Source organism: Streptomyces sp. MS19 (assembly GCF_047200595.1).
In the GTDB taxonomy this organism is placed as follows: Bacteria; Actinomycetota; Actinomycetes; order Streptomycetales; family Streptomycetaceae; genus Streptomyces.
The window spans coordinates 52,449-79,096 of the sequence record NZ_JBJZOH010000025.1 but is presented as its reverse complement, the minus strand read 5'-3'; the positions used below and the strand labels follow the sequence as shown (position 1 = coordinate 79,096).

Below are 26,648 nucleotides of genomic sequence, written 5' to 3'. Positions count from 1 at the left end.
GGTCAGGCGGCGGCGGGCGTGCCGATCACGTCGGCGTACTCCTCAAGCCACTCGTCCACACCGGCGGCCGGGTCGTCCGGGTGCTGGTTGACCACGAGGTCCTCCAGGGCGCCGTACTCCTCGTCGGTGAGCTGGATGCCCTCGATCCACTCGGCGACCTCGGGGAAGTCCTCGGCGAAGCCCTCACGGCCCAGGAAGTGCAGGGCCTCGGCCTCGCCGAGCGCGCCCTCGGGGTCCTCCAGGTCGCGCATGCCGTACTCCGCGTTGGCCCAGAACGGACGCCAGAGCGTGACGACGATCTCCTCCTCCTGGTCGATCGCGTTGCCCAGCTCGGTGATCATCGTCGAGGTGGAGGAGGTCGCCAGGGTGAAGCCGGCGTCGTCCAGGCCGTAGGTCGGGAACACTTGCTCCTGTGTGACCTCCGTCAGACCCGCGCCGGGCTCGATGCCGACGATGCGGCCGTCGAGCTCGTCCACGTAGTCGGGCAGTTCGTCGATCGAGGTGATGTCGCTGTACTCGGGCACGGCGAGAGTGAGGATGGCGTTGTCGTAGTAGGCGCCGACGTCCTCGATCCGGTCCCCGTACTGCTCCATGTAGGAGGCGTGGGTGACCTCGGGCCACGCCGAGGGGTACATGTCGACGTCGCCGTCGGCGAGCGCCGTGTACAGGACGCCGGCCTCGCTGATCTCCTCGTGCTCGACCGTGTAACCGGCGTCCTCAAGGACGCGGTCCAGCAGGTAGGCGGTGCTCAGTCCGTCCGTCCAGGACGGGATGTAGCCGAGGGTGATCACACCTTCGGAGCCACCGTCGCCACCGCCGTTGTCGTCACCGCTGTCGTCGCTGCCGCAGGCGGCCAGGGACAGGCCGAGAGCCGCGGCGGCCGCCGCGCAGGTGATACGGCGACGCCGAAGGGTAGGGGTTCTCATGAGATCTCTTTCTGTCGTCTGCCGGGAAAGGGGTCAGGCCGCGGGCACGGCCTGCGGGACCTGCTGCTCGGCCGTCGCCCGCCGGGCCGTCCGGCGACGGCGGCGCACGTAGGCCCCGAGCGAACGTCCGGTGGGCTGGCCGACGGCGCCGGTGGTCCGGTCCAGGAAGATGGCCAGGATCACGATCGCCAGCCCGGCCTCGAAGCCCTGCGCGACATCGACGCGCGCGAGCGACTCGACGACGATCTTCCCGAGACCGTCGGCGCCCACGAAACCGGACATGACGGCCATGGACAGGGCGAGCATGATGACCTGGTTGATGCCGGCCATGATGGTGGGCAGCCCCAGCGGCAGCTGGATGCCGCGCAGGATCTGCCACGGCGTGCCGCCGAACGCCTGGCCCGCCTCCACGATCTCCCGGTCCACCTGCCGGATGCCGAGCTCGGTGAACCGGACGCCGGGTGCCATCGCGAACACGACGGTGGCCACCACACCGGGGGCGTAGCCGATGCTGAAGAAGATCACCACGGGCACCAGATAGACCAGCGCGGGCATGGTCTGCATCAGGTCGAGCACCGGCCGGACGACGGCGCTCACCGTGTTGCTCCGTGCGGCGAGGATGCCGACCGGGACGGCGACGACCACCGCGATGACCGTCGCGATGAGCACCATGGCGAGGGTCTGCATGGCCGGTTCCCACAGTTCCATGCTGTCGATGAGGGCGAGCCCGAGGACCGTGAACAGGGCGAACCTGGTCGACCGGACCGCCATGCCGAGGAACGCGAAGAGGACCACGACGACCAGCGTGGGCGGCGCGAGCAGCCAGTCGCTGAGGCCCTCGACGAGATATTCGAGCGAGTCCTTGATGCCGTCGAGCACCACGGACAGGTTGTCCCTGATCCACTGGATGCCGTCGTCCACGCGCTCGCCGATGGGCAGGTGCGGCAGTGTGGTCATCGGGGGCTCCCCACGGTGGTCTCCAGGTCGGTACCGTCTCCGTCACCACCGGGCCCGTGTGGGCCCGGCGGCGCGAGCGCGCTGAGCAGGGTCACCCGCGGGATGATCCCCTCAAGCCTGCCCGACTCGTTCACCACGGCCAGCGGCGCGCGGGTCGCCGCGGCCTGCTGGAACAGGTCGGCCAGGCGGTCGTCGGGGCTGACGACGGCCACTCCCTCCTTCCGGAGCGGCAGCGTCTCGTCGCCCTTCCGCACGGCCTCGGCGATGTCCTCCTCCCAGACCACGCCGCGCACCTGCCGGTCGTTGCAGACGACGAGCAGCGCCTGGGTCTGGTGTTCGCGCATCAGCCGGTGCGCCGCCTTGGGGCCCGTGTGAGGACCGATCACGACGACCGGACGTTCCATCACCGCGCCCGCGGTGAGCACCCGTGTCCTGTCCACGTCGGCGACGAACTGGGAGACGTAGTCGTTGGCCGGCTCGTTCAGGATCTCCTCGGCGGTGCCGACCTGGACGATGCGTCCGTCGCGCATCATGGCGATCCGCTCGCCCAGGCGCATCGCCTCGTTGAGATCGTGCGTGATGAACAGGATCGTCTTGCCGAGCTTGGACTGAAGTTCGAGCAGCTGGTCCTGCATCTCCTTGCGGACCAGCGGGTCGAGGGCGCTGAACGCCTCGTCCATCAGCATGATGTCGGTGTCGGCGGCCAGGGCGCGGGCGAGACCCACGCGCTGGCGCATCCCGCCGGACAGCTCGGAGGGCATGTGGCCTCCCCAACCGCCCAGTCCGACCAGGGCGAGGGCCTCCTCGGCGGCCCGCTCGCGATCGGCCCTGTTCACCCCGCGCAGTTGAAGGGCGTAGGCGGCGTTCTCACCCACGGTGCGGTGGGGCAGCAGCGCGAAGTGCTGGAAGACCATGCTCACCTTGTCGCGGCGCACCTCGCGCAGCCCGGCCGGTGTCAGGTGGGTGATGTCCTGGCCGTCGAGTCGCAGGTGACCGTCCGTCGGTTCGAGCAAGCCGTTGACCATGCGGATCAAGGTGGACTTGCCGGAACCGGACAGTCCCATGACGACGAAGATCTCGCCGGCGCGGACGGTGAAAGTGGCATCGATGACGGCGGCGGTCAGCCCGTCACGACGCAGCTGGTCACGGTCGGCGCCCTCGGCCAACATCTGAACGCCGCGGCGCGGTTTGCGGCCGAATATCTTGGTAAGGCCAGTCGCTTCTATGACGGGCACGATGCTCCCGGGTCGGGGTCACGGGCAGCCGCCCCCGGCATCTCACCTGCGGAACGGCGGTGTCGCGGGCACGAAAACCGCTGACCGGCAGGCCCGGCGACGCGGTCTACCTTTACATGGGCCTCCGACGAGATGCACATTGTGCCTGTTTCGAGGGGGTAACGATCGCCTCTCGCTCCGTGCGCGGACCCGCCTTGTCCGGGGTCGCGCCGCTCGTGACGCCGCCGGAGCACAGCGGCCCTTCACCGCCCCGTGCAGGGCGGAGGACCGCGTGGAGCGTTCGCTTACGGGAAGACGATGGTGACATTCGGTGAGCGGCCGGTTGCGCTGCGAGTCCTGACCGAATCGTGACCTCGGCCGACGGCCGGTCGTCCGGGAACCGTCCCCCGACCCCGTGGCCGCCGCGTCGGCTCCGTGCCGTCGTCGGCGCGGTCGTGGACGCGGCGACGCGCTGCCTGACCGGCCGGCACCGGTCGCGCGGCGGGAGCCGGGTCCCGGGCCGGGCGCGCGGCCCGGGAAGATCAGAACGACGTGCCCCGGCCCGGGTTCACGACCTCGTCGTCCGCGTGCGCGCCGAACTCGGCGACGCGCACCTCCGCGATGCGCTCGTACCGGTTGATCCGGTCGGTCCACTCCGCGTCGACGCCGAACGCCGCCCGCGCGAACCCCACCCGCCCGACGGCCTCGGGCAGGCCTGGATCACCCGCGGCCAGCAGCCGCACCGGCGCGTCAAGCGCCACGGTCCCCGGCGGCACGAAGAACTCGTCCGGCAGAACGGTGCGCGCGTGCACGAGCGCGCCGACGGCGACGACCGAGCCGGCCCCCAGCCGCGCGCCCTGGAGGACCGTCGCCGTGGTCGCCACGTAGACGCACCTGCCGGCCTCGCAGCCGAGCAGCGTGGCATGCGGCCCCACGAAGACGTGGTCGCCGACGAGCACCGGCTGGTCACCGGCCACCGCGGACGCGCGCAGCACCGCGTTCTCGCAGACCACCGCCGCTTCACCGACCTCGATCCGCGATCCCTCGGCGTCGAGCACCGCGCCGTACATCACCCGGGCCCTCGGCCCCACGCGGACATCGCCGACGAGGGTGGCCGTCGGGGCGACATAGGCGGTCGGATGCACCTGCGGTTCCCGCCCGCGGTGCCGGACACGGATTCCCTGCGGTTCAGCGGCCATGGGCGAAGCCTCGGCCGACCGGCCGCAGGGATGCTGGCGGATTCCGGACGTCGCGTTCGCCGGACGCGGCCTCAGCCGGTGGTGACCCGGTTCCAGAAGTTGTGCGTGAGGCCGCTCGCCGAGGTCACCGACTCGACGCTGAAGCGGTCCTGGACGTCGGCCAGCCCCTCCCACATCGAGACCCCGCCGCCGAGGACGACCGGCACGGTCACCAGGTGCATGAAGTCGACGAGATCCGCCGCCAGGAACTGCCGGATGGTGGAGGGGCCGCCGCCGATGCGCACGTCCGCGCCGTCCGCGAGCTCCCGGGCGCGGGCCAGCGCGTCCTCGGGTGTGGCGTCGAGGAAGTGGAAGCTCGTCCCGTTGCCGAAATGGATGGGGTCGCGCCGGTGGTGGGTGAGCACGACCACGGGCGTGCGGAAGGGCGGCTCGTCGCCCCACCAGCCCCGCCACTCGTCGTCGGTCCATTCGCCGGTCTGCGGACCGAACTTGCCCCGGCCCATGATCTCGGCCCCGATGCCCTGGGACCAGGTGCTCGTGAGCGCGCGATCGACGGTGATCGGGTCGTCCACGGCGTGGACGCCGTGGATGACGCGTCCGTCGTAGCGCGTGAACATCTTCTCGGCGCCGCCCATGGGCGCCTCCATCGTGATCGTCTCGCCCGCGCTGTAGCCGTCGAGGGAGACGTGGAAACCGTGCACGCGAAGCTTCGCCATGCGGCCCACCTCCTGAGTGATTGCGATATGCAACTGGTTAAGAGAACCCTACAATGGAGGAGTTGCGATATGCAATCACTCAGGAGGTGGGCGATGCGCGAGGAGCCGCGCTCGGGGTGCGCGATCAACGCGGCGGTGGAGGTCCTGGGGGACCCGTGGTCCCTGATCGTGCTCCGCGACATGATCTTCGGCGGACGCCGCCACTTCCGCGACCTGCTGACCAGGAACGACGAGGGCATCGCGTCCAACATCCTCGCCAGCCGCCTGCGCAAGCTCGTCGAAACGGGCCTCCTCACCCGCGACGACGCCACCCGCGGCCGGAAGGCGACCTACACCCTCACCGAAGCGGGCATCCAGACACTCCCCGTGATGGTCGCCCTCGGCGCGTGGGGACTGCGGCACCGGCCCACGACCCCGGAACTCGCGGTCCGCGCCCGCCTCCTCGCGGAGGGCTCCCCGCGCCTCGCCGAAGAACTCATGGACGAACTGCGCGAGACCCACCTCGGCATCCCCCGCGAGAACCCCCCGAGCCCCAGCGCTTCCGAGCGGTTGCGGCAGGCGTACGAGGCCACCCGCGCACAGGCCCTGTGACCCCCCGCGGGTCCACCGGGCCATTCCCCCCGGGGTAATCGACCCGCCGCACGCGGGCGGCGAGGATTCCGGTACCCGCCGCGCCCGCCCGACGCGGCCCCGATGATCGGAGCACCGCCCCATGGCCCCAACCACACCCGTGACCACCCGCGCCGTCGTGGAGGAGCTGCTGCGCCGCATCGGCGAGGGCGACCCCCGGCGCATCGCCGAGCTGTACGCCGAGCGGAGCGACTGGCGGCTGGACTGGCCCGAGGCCGAGCACGGCCGGGCCGCCACCCCGTGGATACGCCACCGCGCCACCCGCGCCGACGCCGCCGCGCACTTCCGCGACCTGGCGGACCACCACGTGCCGGAGCGGGCCGCGACCGTGGTCGAGCGCGTCCTCACCGACGGCCCCGACGCCGTCGTGCTCGGCGAGATCCGCCAGACCGCGCGCTCCACAGGACGCCCCTACCGCGCCCGGTTCGCCCTGCACCTCACCGTCGAGGACGGCCTGGTCACGCGCCACCACGTCTACGAGGACAGCCTCGCCGTCGCCCAGGCGTTCGCCCCGGCGGACGGTGCGGACGTCACAGCCCGCTGAGGAGGCCTGCCACCCGGTCCCAGGTCAGGCCGGCGGCGGCCCGGTCGAAGTCGGGCAGCTCCGCGTCGGTGAAGAAGTGTCCGGCGCCCGGGTACCGGAAGACCTCAAGCTCCGCCCCCGCCTCCCGCGCCGCCGCGCGGAGGGCCGCGACCCGTTCCGGGGGCGCGAACGGGTCCGGCTCGGCGGCGTGCAGCTGCACCCGCAAGCCGGGGCGTACGGCGGGCGGCAGCTCGGCCGCGGCGTGCAGGAGGAGGACGGCGGCGGCAGCGGGGCGTTCCGGCCAGAGCGAGGAGACGACGCCCGCACCCATGGAGAAGCCCGCGAGCACGGTCGCCTCCGGCAGTCCGGCGAGGGCGCGCCGCGCGCGTCCGGTCACGGCCGCCCAGCCGATCCCGTCGAGCAGCCTGACCCCCTCCCCGACGGTGGGGGCGGTCGCACCCGCGAAGAGGTCGGGCGTCACGACCTCGTGCCCGGCGGCCCGCAGCCGCTCGGCGGCGCGCAGTTCGACGGGGCGCAGGCCGAGCACGGAGTGGAACAGCACGACGGTGGCCATGCCGCCATCGTGCCGTACGCGGCGCCCCCCGTTCGGGCGGGCGGCGGCGGGCGGCGGCGCGTCTGGCGCGGCGTCGATGCGACAACCGGTCAGTGTGCTGGTATGACCAGACCGCTCCGGTGGCTGTCCCTGGCCCTCGGCCTGCTCGCCCTCGCCGCCCTGCCCGCGCCTCCGGCCGCCGCCGAACCGGCCGACAGCCTCCCCGCGCTGCTCACCGAACTCGGCGCGCTCTACGAGGAGTCGGGCCGCGCGACCGAGGTCTACCAGGAGACCGCCCGCCGCCTGCGGGACCAGCGCGCCGAGGTGCGGCGGCTGAACGAGCGCCTCGCCGCCACCAGGACCGACCTCGCCGACGCGCGGCACCTGGCCGGTGCCCTCGCCCGCGAGCAGTACCGCCACGGCGGCGCGCCCCTGCCCGACGTCCTGCGGCTGCTGTTCGGCGAGGCGCCCGAGGGCCGCGGCCTGCACGACCGTACGGTGGCCCGGCGCGCGGCGCGTGCCCAGGCGTCCGAGATCGCCCGCCTCGCCGAGGGCGAGCGGCGCGCCGACGAACTGGCCACCGCCGCCCGCGAGGCACTGGACGAGCAGCAGACCCTGGCCGCCGAGGAACGCAGGCGGCGCGACGAGATGCGGGACCGCCTCGCGGAGGTCACGAGACTCCTCGCCACCCTGGAACCCGCCGGGGCGACCGGCACGACAGGCACGAGCGAGACGGGCGGGACGGCCGACGCGCCACCGGCGGCCGCCGGCGTCACCACCGACCAGGCCCCCGGCAGCCCCGGCACCCGCGCGCCCACCCCGGCGGGCGCCCGCGCCCTGGCACACGCCCTCGACCTGCTGGGCAGCCCGTCCGACCCGGTCGCCCTCGTCACGGACGCCTGGGCGCGGGCCGGCCGTACGCTCCCGGACTCCCCCGCCGCCCTCTGGGCCGCGCTCCCCCAGGTGCCCCTGGGCGAGCTGTGCCCCGGCGACCTGGTGGTCTACGGCACGGATGCCTCACACGTCGCGCTCTACGCGGGCGACGGCCAGGTCGTCCACGCCCCGGGGCCAGGCGAGCCCGTCGCCGTCGCGCCGCTGGCCGTACGCCCCGTACTCGGCGCCGTCACACCCGGCTGACGCGGCGTCACACCGGGCGCGGCGTGGCCGAGCGCAGCTCCGCGCGCAGTTCGGGGGTGAGCAGGTGTCCGGCCCGGCCGACGAAGAGCGCCATGTGGTACGTCACCGTGCTCATGTCGGCGTCCGGCTCGGTCCAGGCGCCCAGGAGCGAACCGTCGCTGATCGACATGACCAGCAGGTTGCCCGACTCCATCGCGACCAGCGTCTGCCGTACCGGGCCGCCCTCCATCAGCTGGGCGGCGCCGTTCGTCAGCGAGCCGAGGCCGGAGACGATCGTCGCCAGGTCGGCGGTGGCGCCCTGCGGGCCGCCGGTGGCGGCGGGGGGACGCGGGGTGTCGGCGTCCTCGGAGGACAGCAGCGGCAGGCCGTCCGCGGAGACGACCGCCACCGAGGTGACGCCTGGCACCTCCTCGACCAGCCGGGTCAGCATCCAGCGCAGGTCCTGCCCGCTCCTGCTGCGGATGCCGGTCAGCGGGTCGGTCCCGGGGGCGGGGATCGGTGTCGGTGTCATGACGGCGTGTCCTCTCCGGTGGGCCCGGTCCGGGGACCAACGGTCCTGGCGGCGTCGCGGTGCCCGTCCCTGGCGCCGCGCTGGAAGCCGCCGAGGCGGCGGCGCAGTTCGTCGGCGTCCACCGCGCGGGCGCGCGCGGCGGACGGCTCCTGCGGGGTGGGGACGGCGCCCGGCGTGCGGCGGGGCAGCCCGCTGCCGGTGACGGGGTGGGCCCGCGGCGTGGTGTCGTCCGCGCGGGCGTGCTCAGCCTGCGGGGCGGGCGCGGCGTGCCGTGCGTGCGGGACGGTGGGGGTGCCCGCGGCCGGGGTGACGGGCTCCTGCGGGATCAGCCCGGCGGTCGGGACGCCCGCGGCGGGCGTGACGGGCCCCGGCACGGCGGCGGTGGGCACCGCGCCCGTGTCGGCCAGGCCGAGGCGCGAGGGGTACGAGACGCCGGGCCGGTCCTCCACCAGCACGGCCGGTACGGCGACCTCGGCGACCGTCCCGCCGCCGGGGCGCTGCCGCAGCCAGCTGCGCAGCCCGTGCCGGGCGGCGAGGCGCGCGACCGTGTACAGGCCCATGCCGATGCCGAAGCCCTCGCCGCTGCCGTCCGCGCCCTGCGGCGGGGTGACGGAGTCGGCCAGCCGGTGGTTCAGCTCGGCCAGCCGCGCCGGGGACAGGCCGACGCCCTCGTCCTCGACGGACAGCAGCAGTTCGCCCTGGGTCCAGCGGCCGGTGAGCCGCACCCGCGCGCCGGGCGGCGAGAACGCGGTGGCGTTGTCGAGCAGTTCGGCCAGGAGGTGGCTCAGGTCCCGGGCCGCGTAGCCGGTGATCCAGACGGCGGGCGGCGGCGGGGTCGTCTCCACGACCTCGTAACGCTCTATCTCGCTGACCGCCGCGCGCGCGACGTCGATCAGCGGCATCGGGTCGCTGAGCTGCTGGAGCGGCTGGGCGCCGGCGAGCAGCAGCAGGTTCTCGCCGTGGCGCCGCATGCGGGCGGCCAGGTGGTCGAGCGAGAAGAGGATCGCGAGCTGGTCGGGGTCGGCCTCGTGCTCCTCCAGGCCCTCGATGACGGCGAGCTGCTCGCCGACGAGCGCGAGGAGGCGCTGCGCGTGGTGGGCGAACATGCCGTGCACCGCGCCGTGCAGCGCCGCGAGGCGGGCGTGCAGTTCGCTCTGCTCGGACAGCAGCCGGTCGCGCTCGGCGCGCAGCCCGCCGCCCTCCTGGGCCGCGGCGGCGGCGTCCTTGGCGGACTCGGCGGCGCGCTGGTGGAGCGTCACGGCGCGGGCGTGCAGCGCGTTGACGGCGGAGACGACCTCGGCGAACTCGTCGTTGCGCCCGGTGTACTTGACCGGCTCCTGGCCGGTCGGGTCGGCGGCGACGCGGCGGCTGCCGAGGCGTACGGCGGCGAGCGGCCGGGTGAGCGACCTGGCGGTGTGGACGTTGACACCGAGGGCGAGGCCGAAGGCGAGCAGGATGATCAGGCCGGTGACCCACAGGCCGGTGAAGTCCTCGTCGGTGAGCGCGTCCAGGTCCTCGACGCGCTGCTCGGTGAGGGTGCCGAGCAGGCCGCGCAGCGCGCCCGTGCGGGCCAGCAGCGCGTCCTGGACGGCGTCGGGGTCGAGCGCGCGGTCGGCGTCGTCCAGGGAGGGCGCGTCGGTGAGCTGCGCCAGGTACGCGGCGGCCTCGTCGTCCCCGTCGTCCCCGCCGAGCGCGCGCTCGTACGCCGCGCGGCCCGCGTCGTCGGCGGTGGCGGCGAAGTCGTGCAGTGCCTCCGACTCGCGGACCGCCTCGCGCTGGGCCAGGGCGGTGAGTTCGCCCTGCTCGCCGCCGCCGGTCAGCGCGGCGAGCAGCAGGCCGCGGGTGGCCGAGGAGGCGTGGACGGCGCGGGCGAGGTCGGGCAGGGCGTCGGCGGTCGGGTCGCTGGCGCGTTCCGGCCTGGCGCGGCTGACGGAGCGCAGGAGGCCGTCGAGTTCACCGATCACGTCGGTGTACGCGCGGTACGTGTCGGCGGGCGCCGCCTCGCCGGACAGGGCCAGTTCGCGGGCGGCGGCGACGCCGTCGAGGCTTTCGCGCAGCTCGGGCCCGGCTTCGGGGCGGAGCCCGCCGATGCCGCGGTCGGCGCGGTCGCGGGCGTCCTCGGGCAGGGCGGCGGCGAGGACGTCGGCGTCGCCGGTGACCCCGGCGACCACGAGGGCGTCGCGTTCGTCGGCGAGGGCGTGCGAGAGCGAGAGCGCGCGGCCCGTGAGCCGTGCGTCGTCCACGAGCCGCTGCGATCCGGTCCAGTCCTCGTAGGCGCCGTAGAGGGCGGGCGCGCCCGCGCCCATGACGGCCAGGCCGGTCAGGAACACACCGGCGACCAGCCGGCTGCGCACCCGTACGCGCCGGCGGCGCGCCGCGTGCGTCCGGGAGCCTGACGAGGCGGAAGGGGACGGTTCTGCGGGGTCGTGAGGTCTCGTCTTCCGCACCTGCGCTCGCATTCTCGTCACTTAGGCACCGAACCATGCCAGTGCCGACGGGGCGCGGGGCGCTCTCGCCGATCCGGCCACTCGAAGGAGTGAACAGCACCGGAACTCGCCGGACAAGCCGATGCCGTTCCGCCGCCGTCGGCGGTCCGGGGGCCGTTTGGAATTCCGCCCCGGCTCCTGGCAAGATCCGCTTCCGGTTCGCCCATGGGCTCGCCCTCTACCTGGTGGCTGTCGCCGCGTGCATTCCGTCCGCGGCGTCGGACACCGCAGTATCCACCGGTCGGGACCCGCGGTTTCCCACGCCGCATATCCCCTTAATCGCTGACAAATGCCAGCCTACGGCAGACTTGTCGGCATGCGCATCCAGTCGGTCACCGAACCGGGCACCCCCGGACGTGCCAACGAGGACTTCGCCGGCACCGTCGCCCCCGCCGCCGGGACGGGCGGCGCCCTCGTCCTCCTCGACGGCGTGACGGCTCCGCCGGGACCGTACGGCTGCGCGCATCCGGTCGCGTGGTTCTCCGCGGCGCTCGGCGGCACGCTGCTCGAACTGGCCGGTACCCGCCGGGACATGGCGCTGGCCGACTGCCTCGCCGCCGCGATCGCGGCGACGGCGGACCGGCACCGGACGACGTGTGACCTTTCTCACCCGAGAACGCCGCAGGCCACGGCGGTCTGCGCCCGCTGGGACGGGGTGCGGGTGGAGTACCTCGTACTGTCCGACTCGGCGCTGCTGGTGGAAGATCAGGACGGCGCCGTGCGGGCCGTGTTGGACACCCGTCTGGACGATCTGCGGCCCGCCGCGCGGCGGTTGCCGCCGGAGCGGCGCGCGGCGTTCGTCGAGGGGCTGCGGAACGCGGAGGGCGGCTTCTTCACGGCGGCGGCCGACCCGTCGGTGGCGCGCCTGGCGCTCACCGGTTCCGTGCCGCGCGGGGAGGTGCGCCGTCTCGCGGCGCTGAGCGACGGGCTCGGGCGCTGGGTGGAAACCTTCGCGTTCGGCGACTGGTCGGACCTCTTCGGGGAACTCGTGACGGCCGGTCCGTGCGCCGCCGTCGAACGGGTCAGGGCGGCGGAGACGGCCGATCCGCTGGGGCAGGGCTTCCCGCGGGTAAAGGCGCACGACGACGCCTCGGTGATCCTGGTGGAGTTGTAGCGCGGATACGCGATCCGGCGTTCCGGGATACGCGCCGCGATCCGCAGCAGGCTTTCCGTCAGCGATCCGACACTTTCACGACTGAAAGTTGTCAGCAACCAAGGCGTTCACGCATAACCGATCACCGACGCCAGCGGTATGGACCAACGGCGCTTCCATGACCCTCTTTCGCGCCATCATCTCCACGCATTACTTTCACTTTTGGCATGGTCACACCAGGTGCGATGCCGACGAGCCGGTCTCGTCCCCCCACAGCGAGGTCTCCGAAAGGCAGTACATGCCCATGAACGGAACCGGTAAGGCCAGCACACGCGCCGGTGCACGCCGGCGCACCGTCCCACTCGTCCTCGGGATGGTCAGCGCACTCCTCGCGCTCCTGTTCGCCGCCCCCGGTGTCGCCGGCGCCGACGACACCCCGCAGATCGGCTCGGCCTGGATGGGGTCGACCGTCCTCGAACACGAGGGCGGCAGCCGGGTGTACAGCAAGCCCGCCGTCTCACCCCTCGCCACCGTCGAAGGCGTGGACGTGTCCAGCCACCAGGGCAACGTCGCCTGGTCCACGCTCTGGAACGCGGGCAACCGCTTCGCCTATGTGAAGGCGACGGAGGGCACGACGTACAAGAACCCGTACTTCACCCAGCAGTACAACGGGTCCTACAACGTCGGCATGATCCGCGGCGCCTACCACTTCGCCCTGCCCAACTCGTCGAGCGGCGCCGCCCAGGCCAACTACTTCGCCACCAACGGCGGCGGCTGGTCCGCCGACGGCAAGACGCTGCCCGGCGTGCTCGACATCGAGTACAACCCGTACGGCGCGACCTGCTACGGCCTGAGCCAGGCCGGAATGGTCAACTGGATACGCGACTTCATGAACACCTACCGGTCACGCACCGGCCGCTACGCGGTGATCTACACCACCACCAACTGGTGGCAGACCTGCACCGGCAACTACAGCGGCTTCGCCAGCAACCACCCGCTGTGGGTCGCGCGCTACGCGTCCTCGGCGGGCACCCTCCCGGCCGGCTGGGGCTTCTACACCTTCTGGCAGTACACCTCCACCGGCCCGACGGTGGGCGACCACAACGTCTTCAACGGCGCCATGGACCGCCTGCGGGCGCTGGCCAACAACACCTGACCCCCCGCGGGACGCCCGGCGCACCGCGGCTCCGGCCGGCGCCCTTCCGCGCCGGCCGGAGCCCGTCCCGCACCGATCCCGATCCCTGTCTCCCGATCCCTCACTCACACGCTCCGGGCAGGCCCGCCGCTCCACCAGCCGGGCCCCTCCGTCCGCACAGGCCGGGTGCCCCGGACCGTCCGCCCCACACCCACCGATCCCAGGCTGACCGGAAACGAGCGGTGAGAGCCGCGCCGTACGGGCGGGGGCCATGCGGGAAGATGACCGCATGGCCCCCGCTCCGCTGTCCCCCGCCACCCCAGGCCCCGACCCCGGCGACCGCCCCGTGGTCCTCGACCGCAGGGACGGCCCGTACGGCGAGGTGGTGCTGCGGCGCCACGGGGACCTGCTCCAGATCATCGCCAACGGCTGCTTCCTGATGGACACCTCGGACGGCCGCTCGGAACGCCTCCTGGTGCGCGCGGCCCTGGACGCCCTGGACGCCCTGAATGCCGTGGACGCCGCCGCGACCGCGCGGCCCGCCCTCCTGATCGGCGGCCTCGGCGTCGGCTTCTCCCTCGCCGAGGCCGCCGCCGAACCCCGCTGGGGCCGTATCGACGTGGCCGAACGCGAGCCCGCCGTCATCGACTGGCACCGCGCCGGCCCCCTCGGCGACCTCACCCGCGACGCACTCGCCGACCCCAGGACCCGGCTGCTCGCCACCGACCTGCTGGCCCACCTGCGCCGACACCCGCGGCGCTACGACGCGTTGTGCCTCGACATCGACAACGGCCCCGACTGGACGGTGACCGAGGACAACGAGGGCCTCTACGCCCCCGAAGGCCTCGCCGTCTGCCGCGCCGCGCTCCGCCCCGGCGGGGTACTGGCCGTCTGGTCCGCCCAGGACTCGGCCGATTTCCCCCACTTGCTGGCGAACGCCGGGTTCACGTCGGTGACGACCCTCGCGGTCCCGGTCGTCCGGGGCGCACCCGACGTGCTGTTTCTCGCCAGCCATCATGTCGCCAGTCCGATCACGTAGCCGGGCGTCCGCGTTCCGCTCTACGCTGCTTCCCAAGTGTTCATCAGCACATTCACCGATCCGACAGCAGCGACAGCAGCCAGGACGCAGCCGACTGGCACCGGGATGATGCCCCGGGGGCGGGACACCATGACACAGACAGACACCAGGACGTCAGCGATGGACCGGAACCATCACGAGCAGGCACCCCCACAGAACGGCCACACCGACAGCGGGCACGCCACCCCCGAGCGCGGCGCCCACCACACCACGACGGCGACCACCCCCGGCGCGCAGCGGCGCGTCCTCGTCGTGGAGGACGACCCCACCATCGTCGAGGCCATCGCCGCCCGCCTGCGCGCCGAGGGCTTCCTCGTGCAAACGGCGGCCGACGGCCCCGCCGCCGTCGAGACCGCCGCCGCCTGGCACCCGGACCTCCTCGTCCTGGACGTCATGCTCCCCGGCTTCGACGGCCTGGAGGTCTGCCGCCGCGTGCAGGCCCAGCGCCCGGTGCCCGTCCTCATGCTGACCGCGCGGGACGACGAGACGGACATGCTCGTCGGCCTCGGCGTCGGCGCCGACGACTACATGACGAAGCCGTTCTCCATGCGAGAACTCGTCGCCCGCGCCCATGTGCTCCTGCGCAGGATCGAACGCGCCGCCGTCGCCGCGACCACGCCGAGGCCGGGCAGCGTGCGCCTCGGCGACCTGGAGATCGACCGCACCCAGCGGCGCGTCCGCGCGGCCGGCAAGGACATCCACCTCACGCCCACCGAGTTCGACCTGCTGATGTGCCTGGCACGCTCGCCCCGCGCCGTCCTCACCCGCGAGCAGCTGCTGGCCGAGGTCTGGGACTGGGCGGACGCCTCCGGCACCAGGACCGTGGACAGCCATGTGAAGGCGCTGCGCCGGAAGATCGGCGCCGAGCGCATCCGCACGGTGCACGGCGTCGGGTACGCGCTGGAGACCCCGCCCGGGTTCGCCGGCGAGAGCGGTCCCGCAGCGGGTGCGGGCGAGGTCTGACCGCGTGGCCGACCTCGCCCGGCATCCCGTCTGGCGGCGGGGGCGGCACCTGCTGTGGCGGATGCTCCGCCCGTTCGACCCGATGCGCTCGGTGAAAGCGGCGCTCGGCTGGCTCGTGATCATCTCCGTGGGGATCACCACGCTGCTGATCCTCATGGCGTACCGCTCGGACATCGAGTTGCAGGTGATCGCGATGATCGCGATCATCGCGTCCCTGCTGGTGACCCAGTTCGTCGCGCACAGCCTGGCCACGCCGGTGCTGGAGATGACGTCCGCCGCGCGCGCCATGGCGCGCGGGGACTACGACCGCCGCGTGCACGTCGCGCGGCGGGACGAGCTGGGCGACCTCGGGCACGCGTTCAACCGCATGGCCGCCGACCTCCAGGCGGCCGACCGGCAGCGCCGCGAGCTGATCGCGAACGTCTCCCACGAGCTGCGTACCCCCATCGCGGGGCTGCGGGCCGTGCTGGAGAACGTGGTGGACGGCGTCTCGGACGCCGACCCGGACACCATGGCGACGGCGCTGCGCCAGACGGAACGGCTCGGCCGCCTCGTGGCGCAGCTGCTCGACCTCTCCCGCCTTGAGGACGGCGTGGTGCCGCTCCAGCCGCGCGGCTTCCAGGTGGAGCCCTACCTCGCCGCGGTGCTGAACGACGCCACCGTCGCCCTCAAGCGCGGGCACGCCAGGACGGACGTGAAACTGCGCCTCGACGTCGTGCCGGGCAGCCTGCGGGCGCACGCCGACCCGGAGCGCCTCGACCAGGTGGTCACCAACCTGGTGGACAACGCGGTGAAGCACAGCCCGCGCAACGGGCAGGTGACGGTGCGCGCCAGGCCCGGCGGGACGTACGGCGGGCTGGTGATCGAGGTGCAGGACGAGGGCCCCGGGATACCGCCGGAGCAGCGGGAGCTGGTCTTCGAACGCTTCGGCCGCGGCACGATCGACGGCGTCACTCCGCGTGACGGCGGGACCGGCCTCGGGCTCGCGATCGCCCGCTGGGCGGTGGATCTGCACGGCGGGACGATCGGGGTGGCCGAATCGCGCCGGGGATGCCGGATACGGCTCACCCTTCCAGGTAACGCGAAGGCAAACAATTGACGTAAGGTCGGGGGCGGACCCCACGCCGGGACGATCCGGCGTCCGGCAGCTTCCCGGCCGTTCCCGCCGCTCGTACGCGGCGGGCGGCCCCTGGCCAGGCGAGAGCCGACGGCGGGACGGCCGCACCGGTGGTCGCGGTCAGTCATTGCCGTTTTCCGCCGAACCTGGCGACATCCCCGTTCGTTCGCACCGCGAAACCCCGCACACGATGTGGTGTAGGCCACGTCTGGGCGGCCAGGACTGCGCCGGGGGGCTCTTGGGGCGTAGCCTTGATTTCCGCTGTCCATCACCTTGCGAAGCGGAAGAGGGCGGTTGCCGCCGTGTCGCCACAGTCTCCGAACACCTCCAGCACCGACACCGAACGATCCGGGGGATCACACCCCGCGTCGGGCTTCGGTGCCAACGAGTGGCTAGTCGACGAGATCTATCAGCAGTACCTCCAGGACCCGAATTCCGTCGATCGAGCCTGGTGGGACTTCTTCGCCGACTACAAGCCGGGGGGTGACGGCAGCGCGTCGGACCAGGCCCCGGCGCCCCAGGCGCAGGCCCAGGCCGCGCCCGCCGCGGCTCCGGCCGCTCCGGCGCCCGCGAAGCCCGCCGCCCAGGCCGCTCCCGCGCCCGCGGCACCCGCCGCACCCGCGAAGGCGGCCCCGGCCAAGCCCGTGGGCCAGCGGCCCCCGGCGCCGCAGCCCGCGGCCGGCCGGAAGAAGGCGGAGGAGGAGGCCCCCGCGCAGGAGGGCCCCGAGTTCGTCACCCTCCGCGGTCCCGCCGCGGCCGTCGCGAAGAACATGAACGCCTCCCGCGACCTGCCGACCGCCACCTCGGTCCGCGCGGTGCCGGTGAAGCTGCTGTTCGACAACCGCATCGTCATCAACAACCACCTGAAGCGCGCCCGTGGCGGCAAGGTGTCCTTCACGCACCTCATCGGCTACGCCATGGTGCAGGCGCTGAAGGCGATGCCCGCGATCAACCACTCCTTCACCGAGAAGGACGGCAAGCCCACGCTGGTCAAGCCCGACCACGTCAACCTGGGCCTCGCCATCGACCTGGTGAACAAGAACGGCGACCGCCAGCTCGTCGTGGCCGGGATCAAGAAGGCCGAGACGCTCTCGTTCTTCGAGTTCTGGCAGGCGTACGAGGACATCGTCCGGCGCGCCCGCAACGGCAAGCTGACGATGGAGGACTTCTCCGGCGTCACCGCCTCGCTGACCAACCCCGGCGGCATCGGCACCGTCCACTCCGTGCCGCGCCTGATGCCCGGTCAGGGCGTCATCCTCGGCGTCGGCGCCATGGAGTACCCGGCCGAGTTCCAGGGCACCTCGCAGGAGACCCTGAACCGCCTGGGCATCTCCAAGGTCATGACGCTGACCAGCACATACGACCACCGCGTCATCCAGGGCGCGGCGTCGGGCGAGTTCCTGCGCCTGATCAGCCAGCTGCTGCTGGGCCAACACGGGTTCTACGACAGCATCTTCGAGGCGCTGCGCATCCCGTACGAGCCGATCCGCTGGCACACGGACATCGACGTCAACCACGACGACGAGGTCACCAAGGCCGCCCGCGTCTTCGACCTGATCCACGCCTACCGCGTGCGCGGTCACCTGATGGCCGACACGGACCCGCTGGAGTACCGCCAGCGCCGCCACCCCGACCTGGACATCAACGAGCACGGGCTCACGCTGTGGGACCTGGAGCGCGAGTTCGCGGTCGGCGGCTTCGCGGGCAAGTCGATGCTCAAGCTGCGCGACATCCTCGGCGTGCTGCGCGACTCGTACTGCCGCACCACCGGCATCGAGTACATGCACATCCAGGACCCGAAGGAACGCACCTGGATCCAGGAGCGCGTCGAGCGTCCGCACACGACGCCGGACCGCGACGAGCAGCTGCGCATCCTGCGCCGCCTGAACGCGTCCGAGGCGTTCGAGACGTTCCTCCAGACCAAGTACGTGGGCCAGAAGCGCTTCTCGCTCGAAGGCGGCGAGACCGTCATCCCGCTGCTCGACTCGGTGCTGGACGAGGCCGCGGGCGACAAGCTGGACGAGGTCGTCATCGGCATGGCGCACCGCGGGCGGCTCAACGTGCTGGCCAACGTGGTCGGCAAGTCGTACGCGCAGATCTTCCGCGAGTTCGAGGGCAACCTCGACCCGAAGTCGATGCACGGCTCCGGCGACGTGAAGTACCACCTGGGCACCGAGGGGACGTTCACCGGCCTGTCCGGCGAGACGATCACGGTGTCGCTGACGGCCAACCCGTCGCACCTGGAGGCCGTGGACCCGGTCGTCGAGGGTGTCGCCCGCGCGAAGCAGGACATCATCGGGCGCGGCGGCGCGGACTTCACCGTCCTGCCCGCCCTGATCCACGGCGACGCCGCGTTCGCCGGGCAGGGCGTGGTCGCCGAGACGCTGAACATGTCGCAGCTGCGCGGCTACCGCACCGGCGGCACGATCCACGTCGTCATCAACAACCAGGTCGGCTACACCGCGAGCCCGGCCGCCGCCCGTTCGTCCACGTACTGCACGGACGTCGCGCGCATGATCGAGGCGCCGATCTTCCACGTGAACGGCGACGACCCGGAGGCCGTCTGCCGTGTCGCGCGGCTGGCCTTCGAGTACCGGCAGGCGTTCAACAAGGACGTCGTCATCGACCTGGTCTGCTACCGGCGCCGCGGGCACAACGAGACGGACAACCCCTCGTTCACCCAGCCGCTGATGTACGACCTGATCGACAAGAAGCGCTCGGTGCGCAAGCTGTACACCGAGTCGCTGATCGGCCGCGGCGACATCACCCTGGAAGAGGCGGAGCAGGCGCTCCAGGACTTCCAGAACCAGCTGGAGAAGGTCTTCAAGGAGGTCCGCGAGGCCACCGTCACCCCGGCCCCGGCCGAGGTGAGCACGCCGCGCCCCGAGTTCCCCGTCGCCATCGAGACGGCGGTGAACGAGGAGGTCGTCAAGCGGATCGCCGAGTCCCAGGTCAACATCCCCGACCACATCACCGTGCACCCGCGGCTGCTGCCGCAGCTCCAGCGGCGCGCGGCGATGGTCGAGGACGGCACGATCGACTGGGCCATGGGCGAACTGCTCGCCGTCGGCTCGCTGCTGATGGAGGGCACGCCGGTGCGCCTGGCGGGCCAGGACTCGCGGCGCGGCACGTTCGGCCAGCGGCACTCCGTGCTGATCGACCGCAAGACCGGCGAGGACTACACCCCGCTGCTCTACCTGACGGAGGACCAGGCCCGGTTCAACGTCTACGACTCGCTGCTCAGCGAGTACGCGGCGATGGGCTTCGAGTACGGCTACTCGCTGGCCAGGCCGCAGGCACTGGTCATGTGGGAGGCGCAGTTCGGCGACTTCGCGAACGGCGCGGCGACCGTCATCGACGAGTTCATCTCCTCGGCCGAGCAGAAGTGGGGCCAGACGTCCGGCGTCACGCTGCTGCTGCCGCACGGCTACGAGGGCCAGGGGCCCGACCACTCGTCGGCGCGCATCGAGCGGTTCCTCCAGCTGTGCGCCCAGAAGAACATGACGGTCGCGCTGCCCACGGTGCCGTCGAACTACTTCCACCTGCTGCGCTGGCAGGTGCACAACCCGCACCACAAGCCGCTGGTCGTCTTCACGCCGAAGTGGATGCTGCGCCTGAAGGCCGCCACCTCGAAGGTGGAGGAGTTCACCACCGGTGGCTTCCGGCCGGTCATCGGGGACAGCACGGTGGACCCGGCGGGCGTGCGGCGCGTGGTGCTGTGCTCCGGCAAGGTCTACTACGAACTGGCGGCGGAGCGCGAGAAGCTGGGCCGCCGGGACGTGGCGCTGGTCCGCCTGGAGCGGCTGTACCCGCTGCCGGCGGACGAGGTGCGGGCCGAGCTGGCGCGGTACGCGAACGTCGAGTCGGTCGTGTGGACCCAGGAGGAGCCGGCGAACCAGGGCGGCTGGCCGTTCATCGCGCTGAACCTGCCCGAGCAGGTGGAGGCCGCCGCGCGGGTGCGCCGCATCTCGCGTCCCGCGTCGTCGTCCCCCGCGGTCGGGTCCGCGAAGCGGCACCAGGCCGAGCAGCAGGCGCTGCTCGACGAGGTGTTCGACATCTGACCCCGGGCCACACCCCACACAGCACAGGCCGGAGGGCCGGGCCCGCCGCCGTTCGTCACCGGACGGCGCGGGCCCGGCCCTCCGGCCGTGTCGGGTCAGGTCGGGTCGGGTCGGGTCAGGTCAGGTCAGCAGGGGCTCGAAGTCCCAGTAGGGACGGACGCGCGAACGGGCGCTGACCGTGTGGGCGTGCTGCGAGCCGAGGGTCGAGATCAGCCCCGACAGCGCCTCCTCCTCGACCTTGTCCGCCTCGTCCCGCTGCCGCAGGCCCCGCAGGTCGGTGGCGAGGGCGGTCTGCGCGGAGAGGTACAGCGGGTGCGTCCGGCCGAGGACGGCGGCGGCGCGGCGCGCCGTGTCGCGGCTCAGGTCGGCGGCGCCCTCCACGTCGCCCTCCAGGTTGCGGCCCGCCGAGGCGTTGAGCGCGACGCCCAGGGTCCACGGGTGGTCGGCGCCCAGGGCGGCCGTCATGTCGGCGAGGCACTCCTCGTTGATCAGCAGCGACTGCTGCCGCTCCCCCGCCGCCCGCAGGACCAGCGCGTGGTTGACGGTCGTGCCGATCGTGTAGGGGTGCTCGGGGCCGAGGGTGCTCAGGTAGTGCTCCACGACGCGCTCGCCGATGGCGCGTGCCTGGTCGAGGTTGCCGTGGACGCGCTGGACGAACGCGTAGCACGTCGCGATCTGCTGCGTCAGCGGCGACAGGTCGCCCATCACGCGCTCGGCGCGCTCCAGCAGGCTGCCGAGGCGCGCGTGCGCCGTGCTGCGGTCGCCGCCGCGCAGGACGCACAGCGCGAGGTTCAGCTCGGCGATCAGCGTCTGCGGGTTGTCGGCACCCATGACGTCGCGGTGGACGGCGACGCTCTGCTCCTGGATGGAGAGCGCCTCGCCGTAGCGGCCGAGGAGCCGCAGGTCGTACGCGTACATGATCTCGGAGCTGAGGGACCAGTTGTGGCGGAAGCCGAGGAGTTCGCGCCTGGCCTGGAGGTTGACGCCGTCGGCCCTGCTCGCCTCCTGGTAGCGGCCGAGGAGGCGGAGGGAGACGGCCACGTTGTTGCGCGCGTTGAGGGTGCGCGGGTCGTTGTCGCCGACGAGGGCGCGGTAGCCGTCGAGGACCTCGCGGCTGACGTCGAGCGACTCGTCGTAGCGCGCGAGGCCGCGCAGGTCGGCGCTCAGGCCCTCCTGCGCGCGCAGGACCGACAGGCTGTCCGGGCCGTGGTGGCGGCCGAGGTGGTCGATGACGGCGCGGTCGAGGCGCTCGGTGCGCGCGTACGCGCCGGTGGCGCGCAGCAGGGTCGCGTACTCGGAGTTGAGCTCCCAGATGAGGGGGTGGTCGGCGCCGAAGATGTCCTTCCACGCCTGCTCGGTCCGCTCGGCGAGCTGGATGCCGATGCTGTACTCGCCCGCCAGGTAGAGGTACGTGAGGCAGTTGAAGATCAGCTGGTGCATGCTCGGGTGCGTGCTGCGCAGGGCGCCCGACGCGTCGAGGTGCGGCACGATCTTCGCGAAGCGCGACCAGCGGCGGGTGTCGGCGGCGCGCTGCGGGTCGGCCGCCGTCAGCGCGCGGCGCACGCCGCGCGAGAACAGCTCCTGGTCCGACTTGGACATCCCGGCGCGCACCGTCTGCTGGACCATGCGGTGCAGGTGGATGGTCCCCGCCTCCGGATCGGTCTGCTGCTCGGGGACCTCCCAGCGGATGACGGAGTACTGGACGAGCTTGGTGATCGCGGAGTTCCAGCGCAGGGGATCGTCCATGAGGCCGGTGAGCCGCTCGGGCAGGTCGTTCACCGGGATGCCGCGCACCAGCTGGGCGGGGATGGCGCCCGGCGCGAAGAAGGCGCACAGGCGCAGCAGGTCCACGGCCTCGGGGACGGTCTCGCGCAGCCTGTTCAGCAGTATCGAGAAGGCCGTGTAGTACGTCATGGGGAAGTCGGCGGCGACGCGCAGGCCCAGCTCGACCTCCGAGCCGCTGTTGAGCAGCTCGACGTAGTCGGCCACCGACATGGCGGCGTCGCTGAGCCAGCCCGCGGTCTGGTCGAGGGCGAGCGGCAGGTCGCCGAGCGCGTCGGCGAGCAGGTCGGCCTCGGCCGGGGAGATGCGGGGCGCGCGGCGGCGGATGAACGCGACGGACTCCTCGCGCTCGTAGCTGCTGACGGCGTGGAGGAGCGTGTTGTGGTCCTCCCACTGCCTGTCCTGCGAGGTGATGATGACGTGTCCCGGGCCGCCGGGCACCAGGTCGGCGATGGGGCCCGGGTCGTCGGCGCCGTCGAGGACGAGGAGCCAGCGGCCGTGTGGCTCGCCGCGGCGCAGCGCGTTGCCGACGGCGCGGAGCCGTTCGCCGTACTCGGGTCCGGTGGTGAGGCCGAGGGCGGGGGCGAGTTCGGCGAGGCGCTGGCGCAGGGTGCCGCGCTGGTCGGCGGGGACCCACCAGACGAGGTCGTACTCGGTGCCGAAGCGGTGGACGTACTCGGCGGCGATCTGGGTCTTGCCGACGCCGGAGATGCCCCACAGCGTGATGACGCCCGCGCCCGGCTCGGCGCGCTGGAGGGCGTTGTAGATCGTCTGCATGGTGCGCTCGCGGCCGGTGAACCGGACGTTGCGCCGGGGCACGCCGCCCCAGATGTGCGGCTGCTCGTACGGGAAGCGGGGGCCGCGGCGTCCGCTGAGGGTGGGGGACGCGTCGGCGGGGGCGGGGCCCAGCATGCGGATGAGGCGGCGTTCGGCCTCGCGGGCGCCCGTGCCCCACAGTTCGACGACGCCGCCGAAGGCCGTGGCGGCGATGGGCATGGTCTGGGAGGTCTGCGCGGAGACGGAGACGGCGGCGAAGCGGTGCGCGTCGGGGGCGACGACGGCGCGCAGGGCGTCGTTCCACTCCTCGTCGGAGCGCGGTCCCAGCTTGAAGTACCAGTCGGAGAGGACGACGAGGATGCGGCCCTCAAGGAAGAGCAGGTCGCGCAGCGCGTCGGCGAGCGGGACGTCCACCGGCGGGTCCCAGCGCTGGAAGGCGACCTCGTAGCCGTGGCGCTCCAGGCGGTCCCGCATCCAGGCCGCCCAGGGCCGGTTGAACCCCGCGTAGCTGATGGTGATCCGCTGGTCAGGGCTGCGCACTTGGCTCTCCTTCGCGGTCGCGGGACCGTCCTCGCCGCGCGCTCCGGCCGGCGGCACTGCTCCGTTCAGCGGCACTGCTGTCTCCCCCGGGACGTGTGGCGCGGCGGATGCCGCGCCGGTTGTGCGACGGGCCGTCAGGTCCCTTTCACTGGAACATACACCTCGGGTACGTCAGGTAACCGTTCGTCGGGGATGCTGCCTGAGCCAGAGGGTGCGGGCCGTCTCGACGTACGCCGTGGCGCGGATGCGGTGGCCGTGCGGGGGCGCGGGATCGCGCAGCTCCTCGTGCCGTGCGGCGATGGCGTCGACGAAGACGCGGCCCGCGTCGGTGAGGCGGCGGCTGCCGCGCAGGACGGGCAGGACGGCGTCCACCTGCGCGTGGCAGCGGGCGTGCGCCGCCCAGGCGTGGTCGCGCGCCGCCGGGTCGTCCAGGGCCAGGGCGAGGCGCTGCCAGAAGCCTGCGAGCGCGAGGTGGGCGTAGACGCCGTGGAGGAAGCCGTTGAACGGGCGGGGGTCGGGGCGCCAGGGGGCCCAGTAGTCGGGGGCGTCGCCGGCCGTGTGCAGGCGTACGAGGTCGGTGAGCGCGCAGAGTTTGGCGTGCTGGAGTTCGTGGGCGAGGCCCGCCGCGAGGTCGGCGGCGGTCGGGGGCGTGCTGGCGAGGACGGCGCCGAACGCGCTGGGGCTGGTGCCGCTGGAGTGGGACGAGCCGACGTTGACGCCGACGCCGGTGGGCGGTCCCGACAGCGGGACGATGCAGTCGAGGAGGGCCAGTTCGGCGGCTCGGGCGTCGCCACCGTGGCCGAGGAGGGGCAGCGCGTCGTGCCACAGGGCGGCCCAGTGGGCGCGTTCGGCGGGGGCGAGCGGTCCGCTGCGGTTGGCGAGGCGGCCGGGGTCGAGGTCGTCCAGGAGGACGGGGCGGGGGCCGCCGTGCAGGGTGTGCGGGACGAGCCAGCGGGGGTCGTCGGAGTACCAGGCGCCGGTGGGGTCGCGGATGATTTCGGCGGTGGGTCCGCCGGGTGCGTGCAGCAGGAGGTGGCCCGTTCCCGCGGTGAGGGTGACGGCTGTGCCGTCGGGGGCGGGGCAGCGCAGGGCGCCGAGGGTGGGGAGGGTGACGCGGCCGTCGTGGACGGTGAGGCCGGTGGTGAACGAGAGGTCCGCGTGGGCGGCGGCGGACGCGGCCAGCGAGCCGAGGTGGGCGATGTCGCGCGCGGCGCTCTCGCCGTCGCCCGGGGCGGTGGCGGCGCCTGGCTGGAGCCATTTGACGCAGCGTTCGGCCCAGGGGCCGGTGAGGGAGTAGAAGAGGACGCGGCGGGCGGCGTCGGGGGCGGCGCGTTCGGCGTTCTCCAGGAGGTCCGCGTGGTGACGGGCAAGGGCGGCGGCGGGGCCCGGGGTGGCGTCGGCGGTGTCAATGGCGTCGAGCAGGACGCGCAGCAGGAGCAGGCGGCGCGTGTGCTGTCCGGCGGTGAGGAGGGCGAGTGTGGAGTCGCTGCCTTCCGTGGCGCCGAGAGCGGCGATGTCGTGGTCGGTCAGGGTGGTCGGTGGGGTCTTCATGCGGCGGCCCGGTGGAGTTGGGTGGCGATGTGGCCGATGACGCGCTGGAGATCGGCGCAGTAGACGGACGGGTTGCGGAACGCGTCCGGGGTGCGGTCGGGCGCGTCCTGGCCGTCCGCCGCACGGTAGCGGTGCGCGTAGTGCCCACCGCCGCAGACGTCGAGCAGGGGGCAGCGCAGGCAGGCGTCGGCGAGTGCGGCGAGGCCCGCCTGCCGGGTGGCGACGCCGGGGTGGGCGAGTGCGGCGTCGAACGGGGAGCCGAAGATGTCGAGCCCGGTGGCGGCGGCGCCCTCGTAGGCGCTCTTGAGGGAGTCCACCTGCTCGATGCCGCCGTCCGTCTCGACCACGACGGCGGTGAACGGCTGGAGTCCCATGCTCTCGGTGGCGGCGGGCAGGCCGAGCAGGAGGGCGATGCACTCCTCGAAGAAGCGGACGCGGGTGCGGCGGCGGTCGGCGTTCCACCACAGGTCGAACACGGTGCACAGCCAGTCGCCGTAGGGCGTGGGCGAGGCGGCGGGCGCGGGCAGTCCCGGCGGCGGGTGGGTCCAGTTGCCGTGCGGCAGGAGGAAGTCCACGGCGGGCGGGTCCAGGCCGAGGAGGGAGCGGTAGACCTCGGCGGGGTCCGACGCCGGGTCCACGACGCACAGCGCCCCGGCGTACGAGGCGCGGTGGCGGTCCTGGGCGAGGAGGCGCGCGGCCCGTTCGATGCCGGACCAGGCGGGGCGCCCCGCGTGGTCGACGCGCTGGGCGTTGTGGGCGGCGAGGCCGCCGTCGAGGCTGAGGCCGACGCTGATGCCGTGGCGGGTGAGGGCGGTCAGCTTCTCCTCGGTGAGCAGCACGCCGTTCGTCTGCACGGTGGCGAGGACCGTGCACCCGGCGGGGACGCGGTCGCGGACGTCGCGGACGAAGGCGCCCAGAATGTCGGGGTGGGTGAGCAGGGGCTCCCCGCCGTGCAGCACCACGGACAGCGCGGGCAGCCCGTGGGCGGCGGCGTGCTCGGCTATCCGCTCGGCGGTGCGGGCGAGGGTGGCGGGGCGCGCGGTGACGGGCTGGCGCCGCCAGCCGCTGTCGGCGGCGAAGTACATGTAGCAGTAGCGGCACGCGAGGTTGCAGCGGCTGTTGACCTTCACGATGAACTGCTGGAACGGCACCGCCCCCGGCGGGCGGCCGGGCGCGTGCCGGGTCGCCTCGGCCCTTCCGCGCACGCTCTGCTGATCCCCCTGTCCCTGGACCCGCGCGTCCCGCGCGCGGTGCGTTCCGTCGGAGAGTTGTCCGATGCGGACCTCGTGTAAACGGCGGTGGTCAACTCCTGTCCGTATGGCGCACGCAATGGTCCGGAAACGTTCGGGTGATGGCGGGTGCCGGTGCGGAGGAGGCGCCCGGGGCGGATGGGCCGCCGCTCAGGCGTTCAGCATCGACTGGTTGAACGAACTGAACTGGTTGAACCCCCACAGCCCCTCTCGCTCCCTGAGCACCCGCTCCCGCAGGTCGTGCAGCACCTCGCTCAGCACGGGATGGTCCAGCCTGCGCAGCTCGGTCAGGCTCAGCGCGAGCAGGTCCGGCAGCGGCTCGCCGTCACCGGCGGCGGTCCCGTTCACCGTGTCCTGGGGGCGGGTCGTCATGGTGTCCTCCTGGGCTGTGACGCAGCGGAGAATGCCCGCGCCGCGCACGGGGGAAACCACGGGCGGGCGCGCCGGCC

General features: G+C 73.1%; 21 protein-coding genes. 9 read left to right on the top strand and 12 right to left on the bottom strand.

Going from position 1 to position 26,648, the window contains the following annotated elements; translation table 11 throughout:
* Positions 1-2: 2 nt before the first annotated feature.
* From ACL02R_RS21665 to ACL02R_RS21645, 5 genes are all read right to left on the bottom strand, one after another.
* Positions 3-926: a glycine betaine ABC transporter substrate-binding protein gene (locus ACL02R_RS21665; RefSeq protein ID WP_412798622.1), complete on the bottom strand. Its 924-nt coding sequence runs from the start codon at positions 924-926 to the stop codon at positions 3-5.
* A gap of 33 nt (positions 927-959) precedes the next feature.
* Positions 960-1,883, bottom strand: coding sequence for an ABC transporter permease (locus tag ACL02R_RS21660; RefSeq protein WP_412798621.1), 924 nt, complete (start codon positions 1,881-1,883; stop codon positions 960-962).
* Complete coding sequence (locus tag ACL02R_RS21655; protein ID WP_412798620.1) at positions 1,880-3,052, bottom strand: quaternary amine ABC transporter ATP-binding protein; 1,173 nt, start codon at positions 3,050-3,052, stop codon at positions 1,880-1,882. The genes ACL02R_RS21660 and ACL02R_RS21655 overlap by 4 nt, the downstream gene beginning before the upstream one ends.
* A 587-nt stretch (positions 3,053-3,639) precedes the next feature.
* The gene (locus ACL02R_RS21650) at positions 3,640-4,296 is read right to left on the bottom strand and encodes a gamma carbonic anhydrase family protein (RefSeq protein ID WP_412798619.1); all 657 of its coding nucleotides are present in this window, start codon (positions 4,294-4,296) and stop codon (positions 3,640-3,642) included.
* Between the two features lie 71 nt (positions 4,297-4,367).
* Positions 4,368-5,012: a dihydrofolate reductase family protein gene (locus ACL02R_RS21645; RefSeq protein WP_412798618.1), complete on the bottom strand. Its 645-nt coding sequence runs from the start codon at positions 5,010-5,012 to the stop codon at positions 4,368-4,370.
* Positions 5,013-5,105: 93 nt separating this feature from the next.
* Between ACL02R_RS21645 and ACL02R_RS21640 the strand changes: the two genes are divergently transcribed.
* The gene (locus tag ACL02R_RS21640; RefSeq protein ID WP_412798617.1) at positions 5,106-5,603 is read left to right on the top strand and encodes a winged helix-turn-helix transcriptional regulator; all 498 of its coding nucleotides are present in this window, start codon (positions 5,106-5,108) and stop codon (positions 5,601-5,603) included.
* Positions 5,604-5,724: 121 nt separating this feature from the next.
* Positions 5,725-6,186 carry a nuclear transport factor 2 family protein gene (locus ACL02R_RS21635; RefSeq protein WP_412798616.1) on the top strand — a complete coding sequence of 154 codons (462 nt, stop codon included), beginning with the start codon at positions 5,725-5,727 and terminating at the stop codon, positions 6,184-6,186.
* Here ACL02R_RS21635 and ACL02R_RS21630 read toward each other — a convergent pair.
* Positions 6,173-6,739, bottom strand: coding sequence for a dienelactone hydrolase family protein (locus ACL02R_RS21630; protein ID WP_412798615.1), 567 nt, complete (start codon positions 6,737-6,739; stop codon positions 6,173-6,175). The genes ACL02R_RS21635 and ACL02R_RS21630 overlap by 14 nt on opposite strands.
* 102 nt (positions 6,740-6,841) lie before the next feature.
* Between ACL02R_RS21630 and ACL02R_RS21625 the strand changes: the two genes are divergently transcribed.
* On the top strand, positions 6,842-7,855 hold the full coding sequence (locus tag ACL02R_RS21625) for an NlpC/P60 family protein (RefSeq protein WP_412798614.1): 1,014 nt from the start codon (positions 6,842-6,844) through the stop codon (positions 7,853-7,855).
* Between the two features lie 7 nt (positions 7,856-7,862).
* Here the strand turns inward: ACL02R_RS21625 and ACL02R_RS21620 are convergent, their stop codons facing one another.
* Together ACL02R_RS21620 and ACL02R_RS21615 are read right to left on the bottom strand one after the other, a co-directional pair.
* Positions 7,863-8,366: a roadblock/LC7 domain-containing protein gene (locus ACL02R_RS21620; protein WP_412798613.1), complete on the bottom strand. Its 504-nt coding sequence runs from the start codon at positions 8,364-8,366 to the stop codon at positions 7,863-7,865.
* Entirely contained in the window at positions 8,363-10,720 is a 2,358-nt protein-coding gene (locus ACL02R_RS21615; protein WP_412798612.1) for an ATP-binding protein, read from the bottom strand. The genes ACL02R_RS21620 and ACL02R_RS21615 overlap by 4 nt, the downstream gene beginning before the upstream one ends.
* Before the next feature lie 448 nt (positions 10,721-11,168).
* Between ACL02R_RS21615 and ACL02R_RS21610 the strand changes: the two genes are divergently transcribed.
* From ACL02R_RS21610 to ACL02R_RS21585, 6 genes are all read left to right on the top strand, one after another.
* On the top strand, positions 11,169-11,966 hold the full coding sequence (locus ACL02R_RS21610; protein WP_412798611.1) for a hypothetical protein: 798 nt from the start codon (positions 11,169-11,171) through the stop codon (positions 11,964-11,966).
* A 283-nt stretch (positions 11,967-12,249) separates the two neighbouring features.
* A complete protein-coding gene (locus ACL02R_RS21605; protein WP_412798610.1) occupies positions 12,250-13,101 on the top strand; it encodes a lysozyme in 852 nt (283 codons plus the stop codon).
* Between the two features lie 268 nt (positions 13,102-13,369).
* The gene (locus ACL02R_RS21600; RefSeq protein WP_412798609.1) at positions 13,370-14,119 is read left to right on the top strand and encodes a spermidine synthase; all 750 of its coding nucleotides are present in this window, start codon (positions 13,370-13,372) and stop codon (positions 14,117-14,119) included.
* Positions 14,120-14,278: 159 nt separating this feature from the next.
* A complete protein-coding gene (locus ACL02R_RS21595; RefSeq protein ID WP_412798608.1) occupies positions 14,279-15,121 on the top strand; it encodes a response regulator transcription factor in 843 nt (280 codons plus the stop codon).
* A 61-nt stretch (positions 15,122-15,182) separates the two neighbouring features.
* A complete protein-coding gene (locus tag ACL02R_RS21590) occupies positions 15,183-16,220 on the top strand; it encodes an ATP-binding protein (RefSeq protein ID WP_412798628.1) in 1,038 nt (345 codons plus the stop codon).
* A 320-nt stretch (positions 16,221-16,540) separates the two neighbouring features.
* Positions 16,541-20,299 (top strand): multifunctional oxoglutarate decarboxylase/oxoglutarate dehydrogenase thiamine pyrophosphate-binding subunit/dihydrolipoyllysine-residue succinyltransferase subunit, encoded by a 3,759-nt coding sequence (locus ACL02R_RS21585; protein ID WP_412798607.1) that lies wholly within the window; start codon positions 16,541-16,543, stop codon positions 20,297-20,299.
* Positions 20,300-20,419: 120 nt separating this feature from the next.
* Here the strand turns inward: ACL02R_RS21585 and fxsT are convergent, their stop codons facing one another.
* The 4 genes from fxsT to fxsA all read right to left on the bottom strand — a co-directional run bounded on the left by fxsT (position 20,420) and on the right by fxsA (position 26,571).
* Positions 20,420-23,398: an FxSxx-COOH system tetratricopeptide repeat protein gene (gene fxsT / locus ACL02R_RS21580; protein WP_412798606.1), complete on the bottom strand. Its 2,979-nt coding sequence runs from the start codon at positions 23,396-23,398 to the stop codon at positions 20,420-20,422.
* Positions 23,399-23,569: 171 nt separating this feature from the next.
* Positions 23,570-24,949: an aKG-HExxH-type peptide beta-hydroxylase gene (locus ACL02R_RS21575; RefSeq protein ID WP_412798605.1), complete on the bottom strand. Its 1,380-nt coding sequence runs from the start codon at positions 24,947-24,949 to the stop codon at positions 23,570-23,572.
* Positions 24,946-26,154 carry an FxsB family cyclophane-forming radical SAM/SPASM peptide maturase gene (locus tag ACL02R_RS21570; protein WP_412798604.1) on the bottom strand — a complete coding sequence of 403 codons (1,209 nt, stop codon included), beginning with the start codon at positions 26,152-26,154 and terminating at the stop codon, positions 24,946-24,948. Before ACL02R_RS21570 ends, ACL02R_RS21575 begins: the two co-directional genes overlap by 4 nt.
* A gap of 195 nt (positions 26,155-26,349) precedes the next feature.
* On the bottom strand, positions 26,350-26,571 hold the full coding sequence (fxsA, locus tag ACL02R_RS21565) for an FxSxx-COOH cyclophane-containing RiPP peptide (RefSeq protein WP_412798603.1): 222 nt from the start codon (positions 26,569-26,571) through the stop codon (positions 26,350-26,352).
* Between the last annotated feature and the right edge of the window lie 77 nt (positions 26,572-26,648).